The organism is Corallococcus aberystwythensis (genome assembly GCF_003612165.1).
Lineage (GTDB): Bacteria > Myxococcota > Myxococcia > Myxococcales > Myxococcaceae > Corallococcus > Corallococcus aberystwythensis.
This window is the reverse complement of the sequence record NZ_RAWK01000005.1, coordinates 40,404-59,665: the sequence shown is the minus strand read 5'-3', so window position 1 is coordinate 59,665 and position 19,262 is coordinate 40,404. Positions and strand designations below refer to the sequence as shown.

Annotated in this window: 17 protein-coding genes; 10 read left to right on the top strand and 7 right to left on the bottom strand. The window is 70.5% G+C overall.

Annotation, left to right across the window (positions count from 1 at the left end):
* Window positions 1-51 precede the first annotated feature (51 nt).
* From D7W81_RS01520 to D7W81_RS01510, 3 genes are read right to left on the bottom strand one after another with little or no spacing between them, the layout of a single operon-like run.
* Complete coding sequence (locus D7W81_RS01520; protein WP_120553510.1) at window positions 52-990, bottom strand: LirA/MavJ family T4SS effector; 939 nt, start codon at window positions 988-990, stop codon at window positions 52-54.
* Between the two features lie 33 nt (window positions 991-1,023).
* Complete coding sequence (locus tag D7W81_RS01515; RefSeq protein ID WP_120553524.1) at window positions 1,024-1,965, bottom strand: alpha/beta hydrolase; 942 nt, start codon at window positions 1,963-1,965, stop codon at window positions 1,024-1,026.
* Window positions 1,966-2,002: 37 nt separating this feature from the next.
* The gene (locus D7W81_RS01510; RefSeq protein ID WP_120553509.1) at window positions 2,003-2,602 is read right to left on the bottom strand and encodes a TetR/AcrR family transcriptional regulator; all 600 of its coding nucleotides are present in this window, start codon (window positions 2,600-2,602) and stop codon (window positions 2,003-2,005) included.
* Window positions 2,603-2,706: 104 nt separating this feature from the next.
* Here D7W81_RS01510 and D7W81_RS01505 point away from each other — a divergent pair, with 104 nt between their 5' ends.
* Both D7W81_RS01505 and D7W81_RS01500 read left to right on the top strand, forming a co-directional pair.
* Window positions 2,707-3,321 carry a hypothetical protein gene (locus D7W81_RS01505; protein WP_120553508.1) on the top strand — a complete coding sequence of 205 codons (615 nt, stop codon included), beginning with the start codon at window positions 2,707-2,709 and terminating at the stop codon, window positions 3,319-3,321.
* Entirely contained in the window at window positions 3,318-4,334 is a 1,017-nt protein-coding gene (locus tag D7W81_RS01500) for a DUF2071 domain-containing protein (protein WP_120553507.1), read from the top strand. The genes D7W81_RS01505 and D7W81_RS01500 overlap by 4 nt, the downstream gene beginning before the upstream one ends.
* Before the next feature lie 10 nt (window positions 4,335-4,344).
* Here the strand turns inward: D7W81_RS01500 and D7W81_RS01495 are convergent, their stop codons facing one another.
* Complete coding sequence (locus D7W81_RS01495; RefSeq protein ID WP_120553506.1) at window positions 4,345-5,274, bottom strand: hypothetical protein; 930 nt, start codon at window positions 5,272-5,274, stop codon at window positions 4,345-4,347.
* 131 nt (window positions 5,275-5,405) lie between these two features.
* On the opposite strand from D7W81_RS01495, the gene D7W81_RS01490 reads away from it, so the two are divergent.
* Window positions 5,406-6,287, top strand: a complete 882-nt coding sequence (locus D7W81_RS01490) for an NAD(P)-dependent oxidoreductase (RefSeq protein ID WP_120553505.1) — start codon at window positions 5,406-5,408, stop codon at window positions 6,285-6,287.
* A gap of 19 nt (window positions 6,288-6,306) precedes the next feature.
* Here the strand turns inward: D7W81_RS01490 and D7W81_RS01485 are convergent, their stop codons facing one another.
* Window positions 6,307-9,339: a Kelch repeat-containing protein gene (locus D7W81_RS01485; protein ID WP_158621389.1), complete on the bottom strand. Its 3,033-nt coding sequence runs from the start codon at window positions 9,337-9,339 to the stop codon at window positions 6,307-6,309.
* Between the two features lie 337 nt (window positions 9,340-9,676).
* Between D7W81_RS01485 and D7W81_RS01480 the strand changes: the two genes are divergently transcribed.
* Window positions 9,677-10,141, top strand: coding sequence for a hypothetical protein (locus D7W81_RS01480; protein ID WP_120553503.1), 465 nt, complete (start codon window positions 9,677-9,679; stop codon window positions 10,139-10,141).
* Window positions 10,142-10,166: 25 nt separating this feature from the next.
* On the opposite strand, the gene mtgA is transcribed toward D7W81_RS01480, so the two are convergent.
* Complete coding sequence (gene mtgA, locus D7W81_RS01475) at window positions 10,167-11,069, bottom strand: monofunctional biosynthetic peptidoglycan transglycosylase (protein ID WP_120553502.1); 903 nt, start codon at window positions 11,067-11,069, stop codon at window positions 10,167-10,169.
* A 57-nt stretch (window positions 11,070-11,126) separates the two neighbouring features.
* On the bottom strand, window positions 11,127-12,104 hold the full coding sequence (locus D7W81_RS01470) for an MYXO-CTERM sorting domain-containing protein (RefSeq protein ID WP_158621387.1): 978 nt from the start codon (window positions 12,102-12,104) through the stop codon (window positions 11,127-11,129).
* 234 nt (window positions 12,105-12,338) lie between these two features.
* On the opposite strand from D7W81_RS01470, the gene D7W81_RS01465 reads away from it, so the two are divergent.
* The 6 genes from D7W81_RS01465 (at window position 12,339) to D7W81_RS01440 (ending at window position 19,186) form a co-directional block, all read left to right on the top strand.
* Entirely contained in the window at window positions 12,339-13,514 is a 1,176-nt protein-coding gene (locus D7W81_RS01465) for a trypsin-like serine protease (protein WP_120553500.1), read from the top strand.
* A gap of 163 nt (window positions 13,515-13,677) precedes the next feature.
* Window positions 13,678-14,088: a response regulator transcription factor gene (locus tag D7W81_RS01460; RefSeq protein ID WP_147445308.1), complete on the top strand. Its 411-nt coding sequence runs from the start codon at window positions 13,678-13,680 to the stop codon at window positions 14,086-14,088.
* Window positions 14,089-14,238: 150 nt separating this feature from the next.
* Window positions 14,239-14,643 carry a response regulator gene (locus D7W81_RS01455; protein ID WP_120553523.1) on the top strand — a complete coding sequence of 135 codons (405 nt, stop codon included), beginning with the start codon at window positions 14,239-14,241 and terminating at the stop codon, window positions 14,641-14,643.
* A 127-nt stretch (window positions 14,644-14,770) separates the two neighbouring features.
* Window positions 14,771-16,564: an OmpA family protein gene (locus tag D7W81_RS01450; protein ID WP_244226908.1), complete on the top strand. Its 1,794-nt coding sequence runs from the start codon at window positions 14,771-14,773 to the stop codon at window positions 16,562-16,564.
* The gene (locus D7W81_RS01445) at window positions 16,561-17,739 is read left to right on the top strand and encodes a FecR family protein (RefSeq protein ID WP_120553497.1); all 1,179 of its coding nucleotides are present in this window, start codon (window positions 16,561-16,563) and stop codon (window positions 17,737-17,739) included. Before D7W81_RS01450 ends, D7W81_RS01445 begins: the two co-directional genes overlap by 4 nt.
* A 70-nt stretch (window positions 17,740-17,809) precedes the next feature.
* Window positions 17,810-19,186 (top strand): CHASE2 domain-containing protein, encoded by a 1,377-nt coding sequence (locus D7W81_RS01440; protein WP_244226907.1) that lies wholly within the window; start codon window positions 17,810-17,812, stop codon window positions 19,184-19,186.
* Window positions 19,187-19,262: the final 76 nt, after the last annotated feature.

Sequence of the window (19,262 nt, the reverse complement as noted above, 5' to 3'; positions counted from 1 at the left end):
ACGCGATGCTCGAGCTGGTGAAGCTGGAGCAGCCCCCGCTGCGGCTGGCGCTCAGAGGATGGGGGGTGTGGCGCTGACGTACTCCTGGACCTTGGAGACCGTCACGCCACACAACTGGGAAATGCCCTCGTCGGACATCGCCATGACGTATTTGTAATAGAGGACCTGTTGCTGTGTATCGAGGTCCTCTTCGGACTTGCCCGGGTACTTCTTCTTGAGGAAGTACGCGTCCTGGGAGGTGGAGCGCTTCGTGAACCGCGCCTTCAGGAAGTCCTGCAGAAGGGGCGCATGGCGCCGCGCCGGGGGGAGCCGCAGGTCATCCTGGCTTGAAACGCCGCGCAGATAGCGATTGAGGTTGTTGGGATTGCGGAAGTCTCCGTCTGAATCCGCCAGGGGATAGAGGAAACTGTTGGCGCCGTCCTTGGTGTCGCGATCGAAGAGCATCTCCCAGAGGTCGGTGCGCTCCGATTCGCGGTTCAGGGCGTTGAGGGGCGGCTTCGTCCGTTGGTACCGGCCACACACGTCCATCACGTCGCGAGCCGCCACGCCCTGACCCAACACGCCCGCGTGAATCAACAGGTACCACTGGAGGCGGTGGGTGAACTCGCCGTGCTCCGGGGAGACCGTGGGGTCCTTCCAATGATAGCCGGCCCGGAGCTGGGCCAGGAACAGCTCCGGAGGAAGGAAGCTCAAGTAGAGCTGGCCCCGCTTCCGCCCGGAGTTGTCGGTGACGACGCTGAAGCCCCGGGCCTCCTCGAAGTTCGTCAGGACGGTCGTCAGGACGTGCTTGGGGCCGAGCCTCGCTTGGTTGGCCATGTCGGCGTCCAACGCGGCCAGCGCTGCGGTCATCTTCTCCCGCCCCTTCCAATCCCAGACATTCCCCAGGAACAGCCCGATGTTGATGAGCGTCTCGAACAGGGGCTCACGGCTGATGGCAGGGCCCAGCACCTGGAGCAGTTCGTTGGTCACGGTGGAGCGGGTTACGGGCATGTCGTGGATTCTATCCGTTCCAGGGATTCCTGGTCAGCCCCCGTGCACCCCGCGTGACAGCGCCCCTCGCGCGGACGCCACCGACGCCAGCAGCTCCGGCCCGGGCCAGGCGTTGCTCGGCCGGCCTTCCGCCAGGAAGTCCACCGCGGGCGACAGGACCTCCGGCGCATAGAGAATGCGGAAGTGCCCCAGTCCTTGCGTGCGCGTGAGCTTCGCGCCCGGCCACGCGCGCGCCACCGCTTCGCCTGCTTCCAGCGGCACCTCGCGGTCCCCCACGTCGTGGAAGATGCGCAGCGGCACGTCCAACCCTGGCGCGAAGGCAGGCAGCGCCAGGTCCGCCAGCCGCATGTCGAAGCGCGCCTCGATTCGCGCCGCCATCCGTTGCCACTGGGCCTCCGACAGGCCCACCGTGTCCGCGAAGGCCCGGATGCCCGCCAGCGGATCCGCGGGCGGCGAGAGGAAGACCGCGCGCTCCACCTTCATCCCGTCCCGCAGCGCCACCGCCGTGGCCGCCGCGCCGAACGAGTGCGCCACCACCGCGTAGGGCCCGCCTGTCGCCTGTCCCACCGCCGCCACCATTCCCGCCAGCTCCGGCAGCGAGCTGGTGCGCCCGGAGGATGCCCCGTGCCCCGGCGCGTCGTACGTCACCACCGAGAAGCCCGCGTCCACCAGGGGCTGCACGAAGGCCGTGAGCTGCCCGCCGTAGCCGCTCCACCCGTGCACCAGCAGCACCCGCGGGCCCTCGCCCCAGCTCCACACCGCCACCTTCTCGCCCTCCACCCTCAAGACCCGGGGCTGTCCTTTCGCCAGCACCGCCTCCGCCGTGCGCGAGCGCCGCGGCCGCTGGGGCGTCAGGAACAACCGCTCCGACCACGCCGCCGCCAGCCCGGGCGCCACCGCCCCCAGACTCCGCGCCGCCGCCCGCACACCCCACAGCGCCATTTTCGTCCGAACGTTCGTGCTATTTTCAGCCATGATGAGGTCCTCCTCGAAGGACACGGCAACGACAGGGTCAGGAAGTAGGGGTGCGCGCGGCGGTGACGAGCGCGTCGAAGGCCCGGCGGGCTCGCGCCTCGGCCTGGGGGTCCCGCATCAACCGCTTCGCGTGGTGGAAGCCCAGCATCACCGAGTACTGATCGTGCGCGAACTGCTCCACGTCCAGCGCCTCGCGGAAGTGCCCCTCCGCCACGGCGATGCGCGCGGCCTGGGCCAGGCAGTCCAGCCAGTCCCGCTGCCCCTGGACCAGCGTATCCCGCGCGGGTCCGGGCGCGTCGTCCAGCTCCGCCGCCGCCGCCACGAAGATGCAGCCGCCCTCGAGCAGCGCGTCCCGGTCCCAGGTGAGCCAGCCGTCGAAGAGCGCCCGCACCCGGGGCTCGCCGCGGGCTTTGCCCAGCGCCGGGCGGACGACGCGCTCGGTGAAGACGACGGAGGCCGCCTCCAGGACCTGCACCTGCAGCTCCGTCTTGGACTTGAAGTGCGCGAACAGGCCGCTCTTGGACAGGCCCAGCTCCTCCGCCAGCCCCCCGATGCTCAGCCCCTGCAGCCCCACCCGGCTGGCCAGCCGGACGGCCGTCTCCAGGATGGTCTGATGGGTGAGCTCGCCCTTGCGCATGACCTCTTCATAGAACGGTCGTGCTTTTCGTGCAACCCCTTCCGCGGGAGCCCTGCCAGGGTGCGGAGTGCGCGTCCATCGGAAGCGGTAGCCTCCGCCGGACGATGAACCGCACCGAAGCCACCCAGGCCCTCGAACTCATGCGCCGGGTCGTCGCGCAGGCCCGCGACGACACCGCACTCCAGAACTGGGGCGCCATCTGGATGCTCCATGCCTTCACCAACGGCGGGGGCTTCCTGGCCACGGACTGGCTCTGGGAGGCGGGCCACCGTGGCCCGGGCCCCTTCGTGCTGCTCTGGAGCGTGCTGCTGCTCATCAACTTCGTCAGCATCTTCATGATGAAGCGCGGCCAGACGGCCGGGGTGCGCTCGTTCATCGAACAGCAGATCTGGGCCATCTGGACGACCTTCATCGGCGGGCTGGTGCTGGTGGCGCTGCTCAACCTGCTGCTCGGGCTGGACCGGCTCTTCGTGCCCGCGGTGGCGTGCGTCCTGTTCGCCATGTCGTTCGCGTCCATGGGCGCGCTGATGGGCCGCGTCTGGTACGGGATGGCCGCGCTCTTCGCGGGGGTCGCGCTGGGGATGACCCGCATGCAAGCCCATGCGTTCGCGTTGCTGGGCGGGCTGTGGTTCCTCGTCCAGTTCGGCTCCGGCCTGACGCTCCACCGCGCCAGGCTCCGACGGCTCGCCGCCGGGGGCGAGGGGCCCCGGCTGGTATGACCCCGGAGGCACTCGCGGCCCTGGTGGCGCTGGCCCTGGAACCGCTCGGGCTCACGGAGGGGGCGCTGACGGCGCGACTGAAGGACGCGGGCATCGGGGAGCCCGCCTCGGTGCTGCGGCAGCTCGTCGCGGCGGGTCAGGTGCAGGCCTCGCGCGGCGCGTGGGTGCTGACGCCGGCGGGACACGAGGCCCTGCGGGAGGCGCACGCCGCGCTCGCACGGGCCCAGGACCCCAGCCCGAGCTCCGAGGGCATGGAGGAATGTCCTTCCGTGCCGTGGCTCACGCAGGTGCAGACGCACTGGGTGGAGGCCATCTCCGTCAACTACGCGGTGGACCCGGACCTCCTCGCGCGGCTGCTGCCCGCGCCGCTGGAGCCCGAGGTCTTCCACGGCACGGCCTGGGTGCAGGTGCTGATGTCCTCGCTGCGCGACATGCGCCCCCGGGGACTGTCACCGCTGCTGGGCGTCTGCTTCTATCAAGTGAGCTACCGGGCCGCGGTGCGCTACCGCAACGCGAAGGGTGACTGGCGGCGCGGCGGCTACTTCGTGCGCAGCGAGACAAGCGACCCCGTGATGCGCGGCGTGGGGAACGCGCTCAAGGAGTTCAAGTTCCACGAGTTCGGCGAAGCCCGGATGGTGATGGCGCGAGAGGGCGACCTGCTCACGGTGGGCGTGGACCCGGAGCCCGCCTTCCCCGGAGGGAAGCTGGTGGGCGTCTTCGACACCGCGCCCCGGACGCGGCCGCCCGAGGGCAGCGTGTGGCCGGACCTGGACGCGCTCCATGAGCCGCTGGTCGAGTGCTACGACGCGTTCGGCGTGGCCGACGGGCACGTCTACGTGTTGACCATCGACCGCGAGCCCTGGAACGCGCGCTTCGCCCACCCGGTGCAGCTGTATTGCGAATACCTCCAGGAGGGTCCGCTCGCCCCAGGCGCGAGGCTGGACTCGGTGCTGCACCTCACCGAGTGCGCATACCGCTGGCGCCCGCTGCGTCGCGAGCGCTACGCGCGCTGAGCCCTGCTGCTCACGGCTTCTGGGCCGGGGGGGTGCGCAGGTCCGCGCGCACCACCGCGTCGCCGAAGCGCTCCACGTTGGTCAGCCAGGCCGCCGCGTTCTTCACGTAGCGCGCGGTGCCCGCCGTGTCCCACTTGTTGTAGAGGCGCGTGAAGCCACCGTCGAAGATGGCCCGCTTGCCGTTGTTGTCATGGAAGGCCGCCACCAGGTTGCCCGCCGAGCCATGGAGCAGCGGCGTGAGCTGGGGGCTCGGCTGAAGGGTGGCGATGGTGATGCCCTCGTAGAGGTACTCCAGGCCGGTGGTGAGCAGGTGCCGGCGCAGCAGCCCCGGCCCCGCCTCGTCCTTGCGCAGGCCGACCGTCTGGTCGCCCATGAGGTTGCCCTGCATGGTCGTGCCCAGCAGCGCCTCGCCCACCACGTTGGCGTCCGCGTAGTAGGGCTCGTTGTCGCCCCAGATGTACACGCCGTGTCCCGCGTCGAAGAACTCCTTGATGACCTTCACGTGCTCGGGCGTCAGGCGCCGGGTCGAGTCGGAGATGATCCACAGCTGACACGCCTTCTGGAGCCCCTTGCGCAGCTCCTTGGGGTCGGGCGCCTTCCCGACCCACCGGTACACGGAGAAGCCCTTCTCCTTCAGCGCGGCCTTCGGCAGCGAGAAGTTGAAGTCCTGCGTGTAGAACTGGAGCACCGCCACCGTCTGTCCCTCGAAGGCGCCGTCCACCGCGAGGTCATTCTGGCTGCCTCCCGCGTTGCCAAAGCCGTCGCGTGCCGCGGGGCGCACCACTTCGCGCACCTCCTGGGTGCCGTCAGCGCGCTTCACCGCCTGGCGGACGCGCTCCATGGGGGCGTTCTCCCCCGCCACCTTGTTGTACTGCGCGAGGGCTGGCGTGGAGGACAGGACGAAGGCAATGCAGCAGAGCAGCGGGCGGAGGGCACGCACGAAAACCTCGACGGAAAGGACGTGGCACCTTTTCACGCACGGCCCCGCGAAAAGTTCTCCCGCCCTGTGCTCTCCTCCCCCATGCGCCGGTTTCAACGCCAGTGCGTACTCGGAACCCCAGGAGATGGAAGATGCCTTCCGGCCGTTCGACGAAGATCGCGGTGATTGGCAGTGGACTCATGGGAAGCGCCCTGGCGCGCGCCTTTGCCGCGGCGGGGCACGAGGTCGCGGTCTGGAACAGGACGCCTGGCAAGGCCAGGGCCGTGGGGGGTGGCACCCTCGCGTTCGAGAGCCTGACCGAGGCCGTCTCCGGACGGGAGCTCGTGGTCGTCTCGCTGTCCAACTACGCCGCCTTCGCCGAGCTGGTCGCTTCGGCGCCCGTGGCATCGGCGCTGGCTGGGACGACGGTCGTCCAGCTCACCAGCGGCTCCCCCGCGGACGCGCGGGGAGGACTGGAGTGGGCGAAGGCCCACGGCGTGGACTACCTGGATGCCGCGATCCTCGCCTTCCCTGGCTTCGTGGCCACTGATTACGCCACGGTCTTCTACGCAGGGTCGCGAGCCACCTTCGACCGGCACCTTGAAGCCCTCCAGGCGATTGCCAAGAACTCCGTCTACGTCGACGAGAAGATTGGCTCCGCCGCGACGCTCGACTGCGCGATCCTGGAGGCCTTCTACGGAGGCACCCTGGCGGTCCTCCACGCCGCGGCGATGTGCAAGGCCGAAGGCCTGGACCCGAAGGCGTTCCTCGCCCAGAAGAACTCCTTCCTCGGCTTGATCTCCGTCACCGCCGACGCCGCGCAGGGAATGATCGAGAGCAACGACTTCTCGGGCGACCAGTGCAGCCTCAACACCCATGTCGCGGCCCTCGAGCACATCGTGCGGCTGAGCACGGACGCGCGCATCAGCTCGCGCTTCCCCAAGGAGTTGCTGGAGAACTACCGGCGGGCCCTCACCGCGGGCCTGGGTGAGAAGGAATTGCCCGCCGTGTTCAGCACCCTGAAACAGGACTGATCAGGGCCCGCCCCGGTGGCTACCTCGGGAGCCGGCGCCGCCGGGGAGCCACCGCCAGCAGGGCCACGCTGGCCAGCAGCCACGAGGCATCCCCCGGGCCCGCCGAGCACCCGCCGCGTCCATCGGGCTCCGGCTTCGGCGCCGGTTCCCGCGGGAGGTCGACCGTCCAGGAGTGGCTCGCCGGCGTGGCGTCCGCGTTGCCCGCGCCATCTCTCGCGCGCACCTGGAAGGCGTGGGCGCCCGAGGCCAGGTTGGCATAGGCGACCGGTGAGGTGCAGTCCGTGAACTCCGCTCCATCCAGGCTGCACTCGAAGCTGGCACCGGCGGAGCTGGTGAACGTGAACACGGCCATGGACTGGGTGCTCGGGCTGCCCGGAGCGGAGGTGAGCGTGGTGCCGGGCGCGGTCAGGTCCACCGTCCAGGCGTAGCGGGCCGGAGAGGCATCCACGTTGCCGGCCCCATCCTTCGCGCGCGCCTCGAAGGTGTGGGCACCTTCGCGCAATTCGGCGTAGGTGGCCGGCGACGCGCAGGGGCTGAAGTCCGAGCCATCCAGGCTGCACTCGAAGCGGGCTCTCTCTTCGTTGCTCCCCAGCGCGAAGCTGGCCGTGGGCTGGTTGCTGAGGCTGCCAGGCACGGACGTGAGGAGCGTGGTCGGCGCCGTCAGGTCCACCGTCCAGGAGTGGCTCGCCGGCGTGGCGTCCACATTGCCCGCCATATCGCGCGCACGCACCTGCAAGGTGTGGGGGCCCTCGCGCAGGTTGAAAAAGACTTCCATCGAGGAGCACGAGGTGAAGGCCGCGCCGTCCAGGCGGCATTCGAAGCGGACATCCCACTCGGTGGATTCGAAGTAGAACATCGCGTCGGTCTGCCTGCCGGAGCTCTCGGGAGCGAGGGTGATGAGGGTGTCCGGGACCGTCAGGTCCACCGTCCAGGAATAGGAGGCCGGGTATTCACTCACGTTGCCGTTCGCGTCGATCGCGCGCACCTGGACGCGGTGGGTGCCGGCCCCGAGACCGCTGTAGCGCAGGGGCGTCACGCAGGCGCTGAAGGCCGCGTCATCCAGGCTGCACTCGAAGCGGACACCGGCCTCGTAGGAGCTGAAGCCGAAGGTCGCGACGGTCTGTTGTGTGGGATTGGCCGGCCCGTAATCGAAGTAGGTCATCGGGGCCGTCAGGTTCACCGTCCAGACATGGACGGAAGGGGTTTCATCCACGTTGTAGCCCTCATCCCAGGCGCGCACCTGGAAGACGTGAGAGCCCTCGAACAGGTAGGCATAGACGGCCGGTGAGGTGCAGACCTCGAAGGATGAATAGTCCAGGCTGCACTCGAAGCGGGCGCCGGCCTTGTTGGATTTGAAGGTGAAGCTCGCGCTCCGCTGCCGGGTGGAGGTGGCTGGAAACCCGGTGAGGATGGTGTCCAGCGGCGTCAGGTCCACACGCCAGGAATGGGAGGCCGGGGATTCATCCACGTTGCCGGCCACGTCCCGTGCGCGTACCTGGAAGGCATGGCTGCCTTCGCCCAGGTTGACGAGGGTTTCCGGCGAGGTGCAGGGGCTGAAGGCCGCACCGTCCAGGCTGCACTCGAAGCTGGCACCTTCCTCACTGGAGAAGTTGAAGGTGGCCGTGGCGCCAGAGGGATCGGCCGGCGTGGAGATGAGGAGCGTGTCTGGCGGCGTCTGGTCCACCGTCCAGGAATGGGAGGCGGGGGTCGCATCCGTGTGGCCGAACGCGTCCACCGCACGCGCCTGGAAGTTGTGGGCGCCCACGGCCAGGTCGTCGTAGGTGGCGGGCGAGGTGCAGGGGTTGAAGGCCTCGGAGTCCAGGCTGCATTCGAAGCGGGCGCCCACATCGTCGGAGGTGAAGGTGAAGCTCGCGCCGTGCTGCTGGGTTGAGGTGGGGGGCGTCGTGCCGAGGAGGGTGTCCGGCACCTTCAGGTACAGCTCGGCGTCCTCGGCATAGAGGCTGCCGGGGATGCGGGAGACCCCGCCCGCCACGAGCACGCTGCCATCCTCCAGCAGCGTGGCCGTATGGTCGGAGCGGGGCTGGTTCATGGCACCGGTGACGCTCCAGGTGCCGGCGACGGGGTCGTACAGCTCGGGCTGGATGAGACCGCCGTAGTAGTCCGTGGGCCCGCCCACCGCGAGCACCATGCCATTGGCGAGCACCGTGAGCGTGAAGCGGTCGTCTCGAGCTCGGGCCATTGAGCCCGTGAGCGTCCAGGTGCGACTGGTAGGGTCGTACAACTCGGCCCTGGCCGAGGAGCCCGAGCCCACGCTTCCGCCCACCACGAGCACCTTGCCCCCTCGCAGCAGCACCGCACGGTGGAAGAGGGAGGACGTCGAGAGTGCTCCGGTGGCGCTCCAGGTACCGGTGTCCGGGTCGTACAGTTCGGCGTGGGCGAAGGTGTAGCCGCTGTTTCCGCCCGCCACGAGCACCTTGCCATTGCCCAGCCGCGTGGCCGTGTGGCCCCAGCGGGCACGGAGCATCGGGCCGGTGGCGCTCCAGGTGCCGGTGGCCGGATCGTACAACTCCGCGCTGGAGAGATAGTCTTCAGACCCGGTCCACCCTCCCGCCACGAGCACCTTGCCATTGGCCAGCAACGTGGCCGTGTGGCCCCAGCGGGCACGGCTCATCGGGCCGGTGGCGCTCCAGATGCCGGTGGCCGGATCATACAGCTCGGCGCTGGCCAGATCAGTGGAGTCGTAACCTCCCACCACGAGCACCTTGCCATTGGGCAGCACCGTCATCGCGCCGCCCGAGTGGCGCAGGGCCATGGAGCCGGTGACGCTCCAGGAGCCGGTGGCCGGGTCGTACAGTTCGGAGCTGGCCAGGTAGCCGGAGTGATTGTGCCCCCCCACCAGGAGGACCCTGCCATCGCGCAACAGCGCGGCCATGGACTCGACGCGGGGCTGGAGGAGTGTGCCCGTGAGGGTCCAGCTCCCTCCGGCGGGGTCCAAAGCCAGACGTGCTTCCGAGGCGTGGGGCGCCTGGGCCAGGGCCTCCCCTCCCCCTCCGGCGAACCCGATGCACAGGAGTACGGTCAATGCCCTCATGAGGTGCATCCCCTGCCACGTCTGCCTCAGCCGAAGCTTGTTCACGAAAGCTCCCCCCTCTGATGACGAGCCGGCGCGGACTCGACATTGACTGAACGGCAACCGGATGAATTCGTGAGCCCCTCTTTCCCTCACCTCCGGGTTCTAGCCGCGCTGGACCCTTGCAATGCCTTTCACTGAACAGCGGGATGCGTCTCTCTGGGCTGATGCTTCTGGCCTTGCGATGGGGAGGGTCCTGGGGGACTTCCTCGAAAAGAATGCAAAAGAATTCCCGGAGGTCCTTCCCTGGAGGAACGGCGGTCCGCACTCTCGCGCCCCGCTTCCACCAGGAGCCTTCATGTTCCGGATTTCGTCCGTGTGTCTCTGCCTGTTCGCCTCGCTCGCCATCGCTGACGAGTCCTCGAAGCCCGGACGGCTCACCGTGGCCCAGAAGAACGGCTGGGCCACCTACGACACGGAGCTGAAGAAGAAGGAGGACGCGGTCAACAAGGCCTGCGGATCGGCCGTGAAGAGCAGCTACGACCGGTCGACCTACCCCGCCTTCGACCCGATGAAGGACCGGACCCAGAGCGCCTGCCAGATGGCCGTGGGCACCCTGGTCGAAGTCTGCCGCACCCCGGATGGCAAGGCGGCGGTGAAGGAAGCCGTCACCAAGACGGTCTGCCGGCTGTCGACGGAAGGCACCAAGGTCTCGCTCGACGGCAGCGTGCTGACCATCCACATCGACCCGGAGAAGAGCTCCATCGTGGGCAAGGAGCCCGGGAGCTACAGCTGGAAGAGCGCCCTCGAAGAGGTGCTGTAGTCACGCCGCTCCGAGTTGGGAGCGCTCAGCTCCCCGCGGGATGCCCGGCGCCGGCCTCCGCCACGAAGCCGGGCGCCGGCGACACGCCGAAGAAGCGTGAGAGCTCGGCTTGGGCCTCGCGGGCTTGCGCCCCGCTGATCCGCCCCTCGCGCTCCAGCCTCGTGAGGATGACGCCAGCGCGGGTGCGAAGGGATTCGGGCCGCTGGGCCGGCAGCCAGCGGCGCGGTGCGGGCAACATGCCCGCGAGCATCGCCCCCTGCGCCACACTCAGCCCCCGCGCCGAGACGCCGAAGTGCTCGCGCGCCGCCGCCTCGATGCCGTAGACGCCCTCGCCCCACTCCACGACGTTGAGGTACAGCGCGAGGATGCGCTGCTTGGACAGGTGCGTCTCCAACTGGCGGGCGAGCAGCAGCTCCTTGCCCTTGCGCAGCAGGCTGCGGTCCGTGGAGAGGTAGAGGTTCTTCGCCAGCTGCTGCGTCAGGGTGGAGGCGCCGCGCCCCAGGCGCGCCTCGCGCACCGACTGCTCGAAGGCGTTCTCCACCTCGGTCCAGTCCACGCCCTCGTGCCGGTAGAAGCGCGCGTCCTCGGAGATCAGCACCGCGTCCACGGCGTGCGGGGCCACCGCGCCCAGCGGTACCCAGGCCTGGCGCACGCGGGGCTTCTTGCCTGCCTCGGACGCCTCCTCGGCGCGCTGCGCCATGAGCGCGGTGGTGCGCGGGTTCTGCGTCCGCAGGAGGCTTGCGTCGGGCAGCCGCGCGAACTCCACGCTGAGCCAGAGGGCGAGCAGCAGCCACCCTCCGAGCACCCAGCGCCCCAAGCCCGGGCCGGAGCGCTGCTTCGCCACGGCGCGCTTCGCGCCAGAGGAGAGCTGCTTCGTCTTCTGCGTCCGGATGCTGGAGGCGCGCGTGGGGGGCGGACGGGAGGCCATGGGTATGCACACATCTGCCCCTGTCAGCCTCCACTGTCCAGAATCCGGCCGGGACGCTCAGTCCCCGGCGGGCCGGCGCCGCCGGAAGGTCCCTGCCAGCAGGGCCAGGCCCGCCAGCAGCCACGTGGCGTCTCCCGGACCCGCCGAACATCCGACGGCCTCCTCCAGCGCCTCCAGATCGTCCAGCTCCGCGGGCTCTTCCGGGGGGAGCTTGAGATTGAAGCTCAGCGCGAGACTGCCAGGGCCGAGGCCCAGCCCCTCGAAGGCATGGGCCGTCACGACGTGGGGCCCCTCTCTCTCCAGGGACAGCTCGGAGGTGAGAGACCAGATGCCGGCTTCATTGACGGTGGTGCTCCCAGCCGGCTTCAGATCCACGAAGACGGAAATGGTGAGGCCGGGGCGGGCGGTACCGGAGAAGACGGGGGTAGGACCGTCCAGGGTGGCGCCGAGGAAGGGCGTGGTGATGACCGGGGCCCTCACCGTCGTGAGGTCCACGAGCCAGGAGTAGGAGGCCGGGGTCATGTCCCGGAGGCCTCGCTTGTCATAGGCATGCACCCGGAACGTGTAGGCGTTGTCGGGCAGGTTGTCGTAGATGACTGGCGAAGTGCACGGATGGAAGGCCTCGTCATTCAGGCTGCACTCGAAGCGGGCTCCCGCGTACTCACCCGCGAACTTGAAGGTCGCGACGCGCCAGAAGGAAACCGGGAGCGGCGTGGAGTAGATGCGCGTGTCGGGCCCGGGAGGGAGCACGAGCCAGTCATGGCTCGCGGGGGTCTCATCCACGGTACCGGCGCTGTCAATCGCACGCACCTGGAAGACATGAGGCCCCACGGCCAGGTCGGCGTAGAGCGCTGGCGAAACGCAGGGGCTGAAGGCCGCCCCATCCAGGCTGCACTCGAAACGAGCCCCTTCCGAGCTGGTGAAGGTGAAGCGGGCCCGGCCCGGGCTGCTGGGATTGTCCGGAGTGGAGGTGAGGGTGGTGTCGGGCGCCGTCAGACCCACATGGCCCATGCTCTCAATCGGAAGCAGGAGCACGGTCAGCGCCCCCACAAGGACAGTCCTCTGCCACATCCGCTTCAGCGGTATCTGGTGCAAGTGAATTCCCCCCGGACGGCAAACCCACACGACATGAATCCAACGGCGAGGGGCTCAACCCCTGAGGAGATTGTCTGCGATTGATGACTGGCGAACAGACACCAATCCCTGTCTGAATCCTTCCGCGGGTGAACAGTTCCGGGCACGCAGGAAGCCCCAGGGTAGAGTTGCCGCATGCCCTCTTCTCGCTCGTACCTCCTGTCGTCCCCTTCCCTGCGTGCCGCCGTGGCGCTGGGCTTCCTGTCCCTGGGGACTGGCTGTGGCCCCGAAGCGCCCAGCGCTCCGTCCGCCGTGTCGCAGGCCGCGCAGCCACTCGTGGGGGGCACGGCCGCCACCGCCGGTGAGTTCCCCTGGATGGTGTCCCTCCAGGACACGGCCGGGAACCACCTGTGTGGCGGAACCCTCCTCAACTCCCTCTGGGTCCTCACCTCACGCCAGTGCGTGCGGGGCAGCACCACGGTGACGCCCCCGCATCCCAGCACCCTGCGCGTCGCGGCGGGCAGCAACAGCCTGGCGTTGATGGGCATCACGGGGCAGGTGCGGACGGTGCTGGACATCATTCCGTTCCCCGGCTCGTGGGACGCGGCGCAGGGCAAGGACGCGGCGCTGCTGCGGTTGGGCTCCCCGCTGACGCTCGATGGCGTCACGGTGGCGGCCCTGCCGGTGGCGACGGCGGCGGATGTGGCCGCCGGCTACACCCACCCCGGTGTCATCGCCACGCTGGCGGGCTGGGGGCAGACGGCCCCGGGCGGCGGCACGACGGACGCATTGATGAAGATGAGCGTGCCGCTGGTGTCCAACGCGGATGCCGCCCTGGCGCTGGGGCAGCCCGTCATGTCCGACCAGCTGGGGGCGGATGGTTCGGCGCAGGGCAACGCCTTCTGCACGGGAGACGTGGGGGGCCCGCTGGTGGTGGACGGGGCCTCCGGAAAGAAGCTGGTGGGCGTCGCCAGCTACAACCTGGGCTGCTCCGCGCCGGACATCTTCGAGCGGGCCGCGTACCTCCAGCCGTTCATCGCCAACATGACCCCGCGGCTGAAGTACTCGCCCCGGGTGACGCTGAGTTACGTGACCGCGCCCCAGGGCGGATGGAAGCACTACTCCCTGACCCTGCCGTCGGGCATCCCCGCGTTCACCGTGGCGCTCCAGGGCGGCACCGGCAATGGCACCCTCTACGTGCGCGCCGACGCACCGCCCACGCTGACGAACTACGCCTGCCGCTCCGGAGGCACGGACAGCAACGTGGAGTATTGCTCCCTCTTCTACCCGGTCATGGGGACCTGGTACGTGTCCGTGTATGGCGAGACGGCGGTCACCGCCGCCTCCATGCTCGGACGCACGTTCTACTGAGCCCCGGCCCGCGGGCGCGTCCTCCGATTCCAGATTCCGGAGTCCGGTCCAGGAAATGGAATACGGCGCGCGCCGCCTGCTCCCCTCCCCCGCCAATCCCTTGCATTGATTGGGATTGGCGCATGACACCCCGTGTGGCACAACAGCTGCACTGTTGTTGTGCATGCACGGTAAAATCCTCCTCCTCGATTCGAAGCCCCCGGTTCGCGGGGCAACGGCGCGTCACCTGACGGCCGCGGGCTTCACCGTCCTCACCGCTCGCACGGATGGGCAGGCGCGCAACCTGCTGGACACGAACCTGTTCGACGCGGTCCTCATCGACCATCCCTTCGGCCGGCCCGGCATGGAGGAAGGCCTGCGCTTCGCGCGCGACCTGCGCCTGCATGACTCGCACGTCCCCATCCTGCTGATGACGGCGCTGCCCCTGGACGAGGTGCGGCACTCGGCCTGGGCGAGCGGCATCACGAAGCTCCTGCCCAAGCCGCAGCTGATGCCGGTGCTCCTCCTGCACCTGTCCGCGCTCATCCCCGCCGCGGCCAACGAGGACCAGCCCCAGCCCCTCCCGATGCGCTAAGCCCTCGGACCATGGCGATTTCTGTCCGGATTCCGGAATCTGGATCCGCAAGCTGGACAACCGGGCCCGGTGAACGGGTTCTTGCCGGGCCAAGTGGCTGGAAGCACTTCCCTGTGTTTCATTCCCGGGGCCCTGGCCCCGCCCTTGCTCATGCCTCCTCGAGTGCCCCGGAACCTGCTGATCATCGATGACGAAACGGTCCTGTGCTGGATCCTGGGCCGCTTCTTCTCCAGCGCGGGGTACGAGGTCGACTCGGCCACGGACCTGGATGAGGCGTTGGAGCGGGTGAAGCACGGCCGCTACGACCTGGTCATCAGCGACCTGCGGCTGAGCGGCACGCAGTCCGAGGAAGGGCTCGTCATCGCGGAGCGGCTGCGCGAGGCCTCCCCTGACACGCGCATGGTGCTGCTGACGGCGTTCGCGACACCGGACCTGGGGTCACGGGCGCAGGCACTGGGAGTGGACCTGGTGCTGAGCAAGCCCCAGCCGCTGCCGGACCTGGCGGAGCACGTGTCGCAATTGCTGGAAGCTCCGCGCCAGGAAAACGTCCGGTAGCACTCCCTGCACATTCCCCGCCCCACCCGGATCCACTCTGCTGGGAGCTGGGCCTGGCTCCGGTCAACCCGGGAAGATCGACGCGCGCGACAGCGCCCATGAGGACCTGCCGGATGGCGAGGAAGACGTGAACCACGACGACATCACCCAGGCCACGAAGACCGACCGCCGCCGGTTCACCGGGGGCCGAGGCCTGGCGCTGACGGTGGCGGTGGGCCTGTCGCTGGGCGCCGCGTCGCGCGCGTCCGCGCAGGCTTCGGTGTCGCAGGCCATCGACGTGCAGCAGTACAGGCCGGGGCCTGGCGCGTACGACGTGCTCGGGTTGAACAGCGCCCGCGTCGCGCCGCACCTGACGTGGAACGTGGGCGCGTCACTCAACTACGCGCACCAGCCGCTCAACTTCTACGACCCGCGCGAGGAGCGGTTCGTCTACCGCATCGTGGAGCGGCAGGTGTCCCTGGACCTGATGGGCGCGGTGTCCCTCTTCGACCGGCTGGAGGTGGGCCTGGTGCTGCCGCTGACGGTCACCGGCTCGCAGGCCGCGGGCGCCGTGGCGGAGCAGTTCGGGGACGGCGTGGGCACGGCGGGCCTGGGCGACCTGCGCGTGGTGCCCAAGCTGGCGCTGCTGTCCAAGGGCGCGCTGAACCTGGCGGTGGTCGCGCCCTTCACCCTGCCCACGGGCGGCGCCGACCACTTCGTGGGCGCGGACGGGCCCACCTTCCAGCCGCGCGTGGCCGGTGAGTGGGCCACGCCGTCGCTGCGGCTGCTCGCCAACGTGGGCGTGAACCTCCGCAAGGCGCAGGAGCTGCGCAACCTGCGCGTGGGCAACGAGCTGGCGTTCGGCGTGGGCGCGGAGGTGCCGCTCACGCAGGCGCTGTCCGCGCAGGCCACGCTCGCGGGCGCGGTGGGCCTGTCGGAGTCCGACACGGAGGAGTCCCCCCTGGAGGTGCTGGGCGCGGTGAATTACCGCTTCGCCCGGGGCTTCGCCGCGCACGTGGGCGCCGGGCCGGGCCTCACGCGCGGCTACGGCACGCCCGTCTTCCGCGTGCTCGCGGGGCTGGCCTACACGCCGGGGGGCGCTCCGGTGGGCCACTCGCGCACTCCTGGCTGCGCGCAGGGGCCCGAGGACTTCGACGGCTTCCAGGACGACGACGGCTGCCTGGATCCGGATGACGACACGGACGGCATCCCCGATGTGAGCGACACCTGCCCCACCGAGCCTGAGACGAAGAACGGCTCCCGCGATGAGGACGGCTGCCCGGACACGGTGCCGGAGACGAAGCCGGCCACGGAAGGGTCCCCGCCCTCGCTGGCTCCCGTGGACACGGACGGCGACGGCATCCCGGACGCCGAGGACCGCTGCGCGACGGTGGCGGAGGACCCGGACGGCTTCGAGGACGAGGACGGCTGCCCGGATCCAGACAACGACCAGGACGGCATCCCGGACGCGGCGGATCAGTGCCCGCTGGAGGCGGAGGTCATCAACGGCGCGAAGGACGACGACGGGTGCCCGGACAAGGGCGCGTCGAAGGTGCGCCTGGAGGGCTCGCGCATCGTCATCCTGGACAAGGTGTATTTCGCCACCGGCCAGGACGTCATCCTGCCCCGGTCCTTCCCGCTGCTGTCGCAGGTGGCCGCCGTGCTGCGCGCCCACCCGGAGCTGGAACTGGTGCGCGTGGAGGGCCACACCGACAGCCAGGGCAACGACGCGAAGAACCTGGACCTGTCGCAGCGGCGCGCGAACACCGTGCGCGACTGGCTGGTGAAGGGCGGCATCGCGGCGGAGCGCCTGGAGGCGGTGGGCCACGGCGAGACGAAGCCCGTGGACACCAACGACACGGCGAAGGGCCGCGAGAACAACCGCCGCGTGGAGTTCAACATCCTGAAGACCGCCGGCCAGGCGGAAGGAGTGTCGCCGTGAGGAAGACAGGCGCCCCCCTGATGCTGTCGCTGTGGCTGTCGGCCTTGCCCGTCGTGGGATTCGCGGCGGAGGTGGACAGCGCCTGTGGCGGGCTGACGTTCGACAACGGCCGGCTCACGACGGGCCGCCCCCTGGAGGCGAAGGGGGCCCGGACGGAGGCCTGCCTGCGCGAGGTGGCGGAGGCCGTGAAGGCGCGCCCCGCCATCCGCGGCCTCACCGTGGCCGCGAAGCTGCCGGACGCGGAGCGGCTGGACGGCCAGGGCCTGGCGGTGGCGAAGGCCGCGGCGGAGGTGCTGGTGAACGCGGGCATCCCCCGCACGCGCGTGTCCTTCGTGGCGCCCCCGGGTGACGCCAACACGCCGGGCCGGTTGCAGCTGGCGTACGTGGAGCGCCCCACGCGGCTGCCGGTGGCGCGGCTGCGCACGGCCAGCGGGCAGGTGACGGCGAGCACTGGCGACGGGCAACCCACGCCGCGGCTGGCGGGGGACTCGCTGCACGCGGGCGAGCTGGTGGCGACGAGCGACACCGGCCGGGCGGAGCTGGCGCTGGCGGATGGCAGCTTCCTGCTCCTGTCCTCCCGGAGCGCGGTGCGCCTGGGCACGCTGGAGCTCACCGCCGGGCGCCAGCGCAAGGTGCTGCTGGATCTGGTGAAGGGCACGGTGGAGACGCAGGCGGCGCCGGGCGGCGCGGGCTCCACCTTCGAGGTGCGCACGCGCGGCGCGGTGGCGGGCGTGCGCGGCACGCGCTTCCGCGTGGCCCAGCAGGAGGACGGCACCAGCCGCGTGGAGACGCTGGAGGGCAAGGTGGCCCTGGGCGCGGAGGCAGGCTCCGTGGACGTGGACGCGGGCTTCGGTTCGCGGGCGAAGCCGGCCCAGGCGCCGGAAGCGCCCCGGGCGCTGCTGGCGGCCCCGGTGCTGGAGCGGCCTCGCGGTGGTGCGTACCCGAAGCCGCCCGCGCTCGTCTGGAAGGCCGTGCCGGGCGCGAGGAGGTACCGGGTGGAGCTGGGGACGACGGCGGACTTCGCGGGCGACGTGACGGTCCAGGAGTCGGCCCACCCCACGGTGGACGCGGCGGCGCGGGGCGCGGGCAAGTGGTTCTGGCGGGTGCTGGCGGTGGATGCCGACGGCTTCGTAGGCTACCCGTCGAAGATCTTCAGCTTCGACGTCGCCGGGTGAGATGACGCTGCCTGCTCGCGGTCCCAGGTCCTCATGGCTGTCCTCCCCCGCCCTGCCGCGGAGGCTGGGCGTGGCCGTGGGCCTGCTGCTCGCGGTGGGCACGGCGGTGACGGGCGGCGCGCCGGGCCCGGGCGAGCGGGCCCTGTATGACTTCGCGGTGAGCCGGCTCCTGCCGCCGCTGCCCCCCAGGGCGGACCTGGTGCTGGTGGAGGTGGACGACCGGACGCTCGCGGCGCTGGGCGAGCGCTGGCCGCTGTCGCGCGCCACCTGGGCCAGGGCCTTCCAGGCGCTCGCGGGCTACCGGCCCAACGCGGTGGTGGTGGACGTCCTCTTCGACGCGCCGGAGTCCCGCGACGCGCTGGACCTGGGCGAGGACATGCTGGAGCGCCTGCGCGCGTCGGGGCTCGCGGACACGCCCGCGGGTGCCTCGCTGGCCCGCGACCTGGAGGCGCGGCTGGACGCGCAGGACGGCGACGCGCGCCTCACGGAGGCCTTCTCCCGGCTGGGCACCGTCATCCTGGGCAGCATGGCGCTGACGGACGACACGGGGGGCCTGCCCGTGGAGGGAGACCCGCTGATGCCGGTGCCCCTGGACGCGGACCGGCTGCGGCTGGACGCGAAGGGCCTGTCCACGAACCTGGCCCCGCTGCGGCTGGCGGCCTGGGGCAGCGGGACGCTGAACGTGCTGCTCGACGGAGATGGCGTCATCCGGCGCTATCCCTACGCGGTGCGGGTGGGCGGCAGAGCGTGGCCCTCGCTCGCGCTGGCGACGGCGCTGCGCCTGTGGCCGGAGCGCTCCGAGTCGCTGCTGCGCGTGGCGGCCACCGACGACGGCTCGCCCCTGATGCGGCTGCCCGCGCCGGACTGGTTGCCGCGCGTGAGCCTGGCGGACGTGCTGGCCGCGGGGCCGTCCTCCGTGGGGTTGGATCTGGCGCTGCGGGAGAAGACGGTGTTCGTGGGCGTCACCGCCACGGGGCTGCACGGACAGAGCAGCCTGCCCGGCCAGCTGGCGGTGCCGGGCGTGGAGATCCACGCCTTCGCCATGGACAACCTGCGCACCGGCCGCGTGCTGCGGGCCACGGGCCTCGTGAAACTCCTGGGCCTGGGGGAGACGGCGCTGGTGCTGGCCGTGCTCCTGTGGCGCAGGGGCCGCGCGAGGAGCCTGGGCGCGGTGGTGGCCCAGGCCGCGCTGCTGCTCGTCGCGCACACGGCCTTCGTGGGCTGGCTGCTGGCGGATCCGGGCTGGGTCGTGCCGCTGCTTCCCGCGGTGGTGGGCGTGATGCTGGTGACCGTGGCGGAGGCCGTGGCGCGCACCGGGGACCTGCAGCGGCAGAGCGGCGCGCTCAAGCGCCTGTTCGGGCGTTTTCCCCGGGAGGTCCCCGCCGCGCCTCCTGAAGCCCCGGACGACGGAGCCTCGCGCTCGCGTCAAGAGGAGCCCCGGCACTGACCGTGGCGTCATCGGCCGGCCCGTGGACGGGCAGCCCTGACGCTCACAGGGGACCCAGGTACACGTTCGCTCCAGT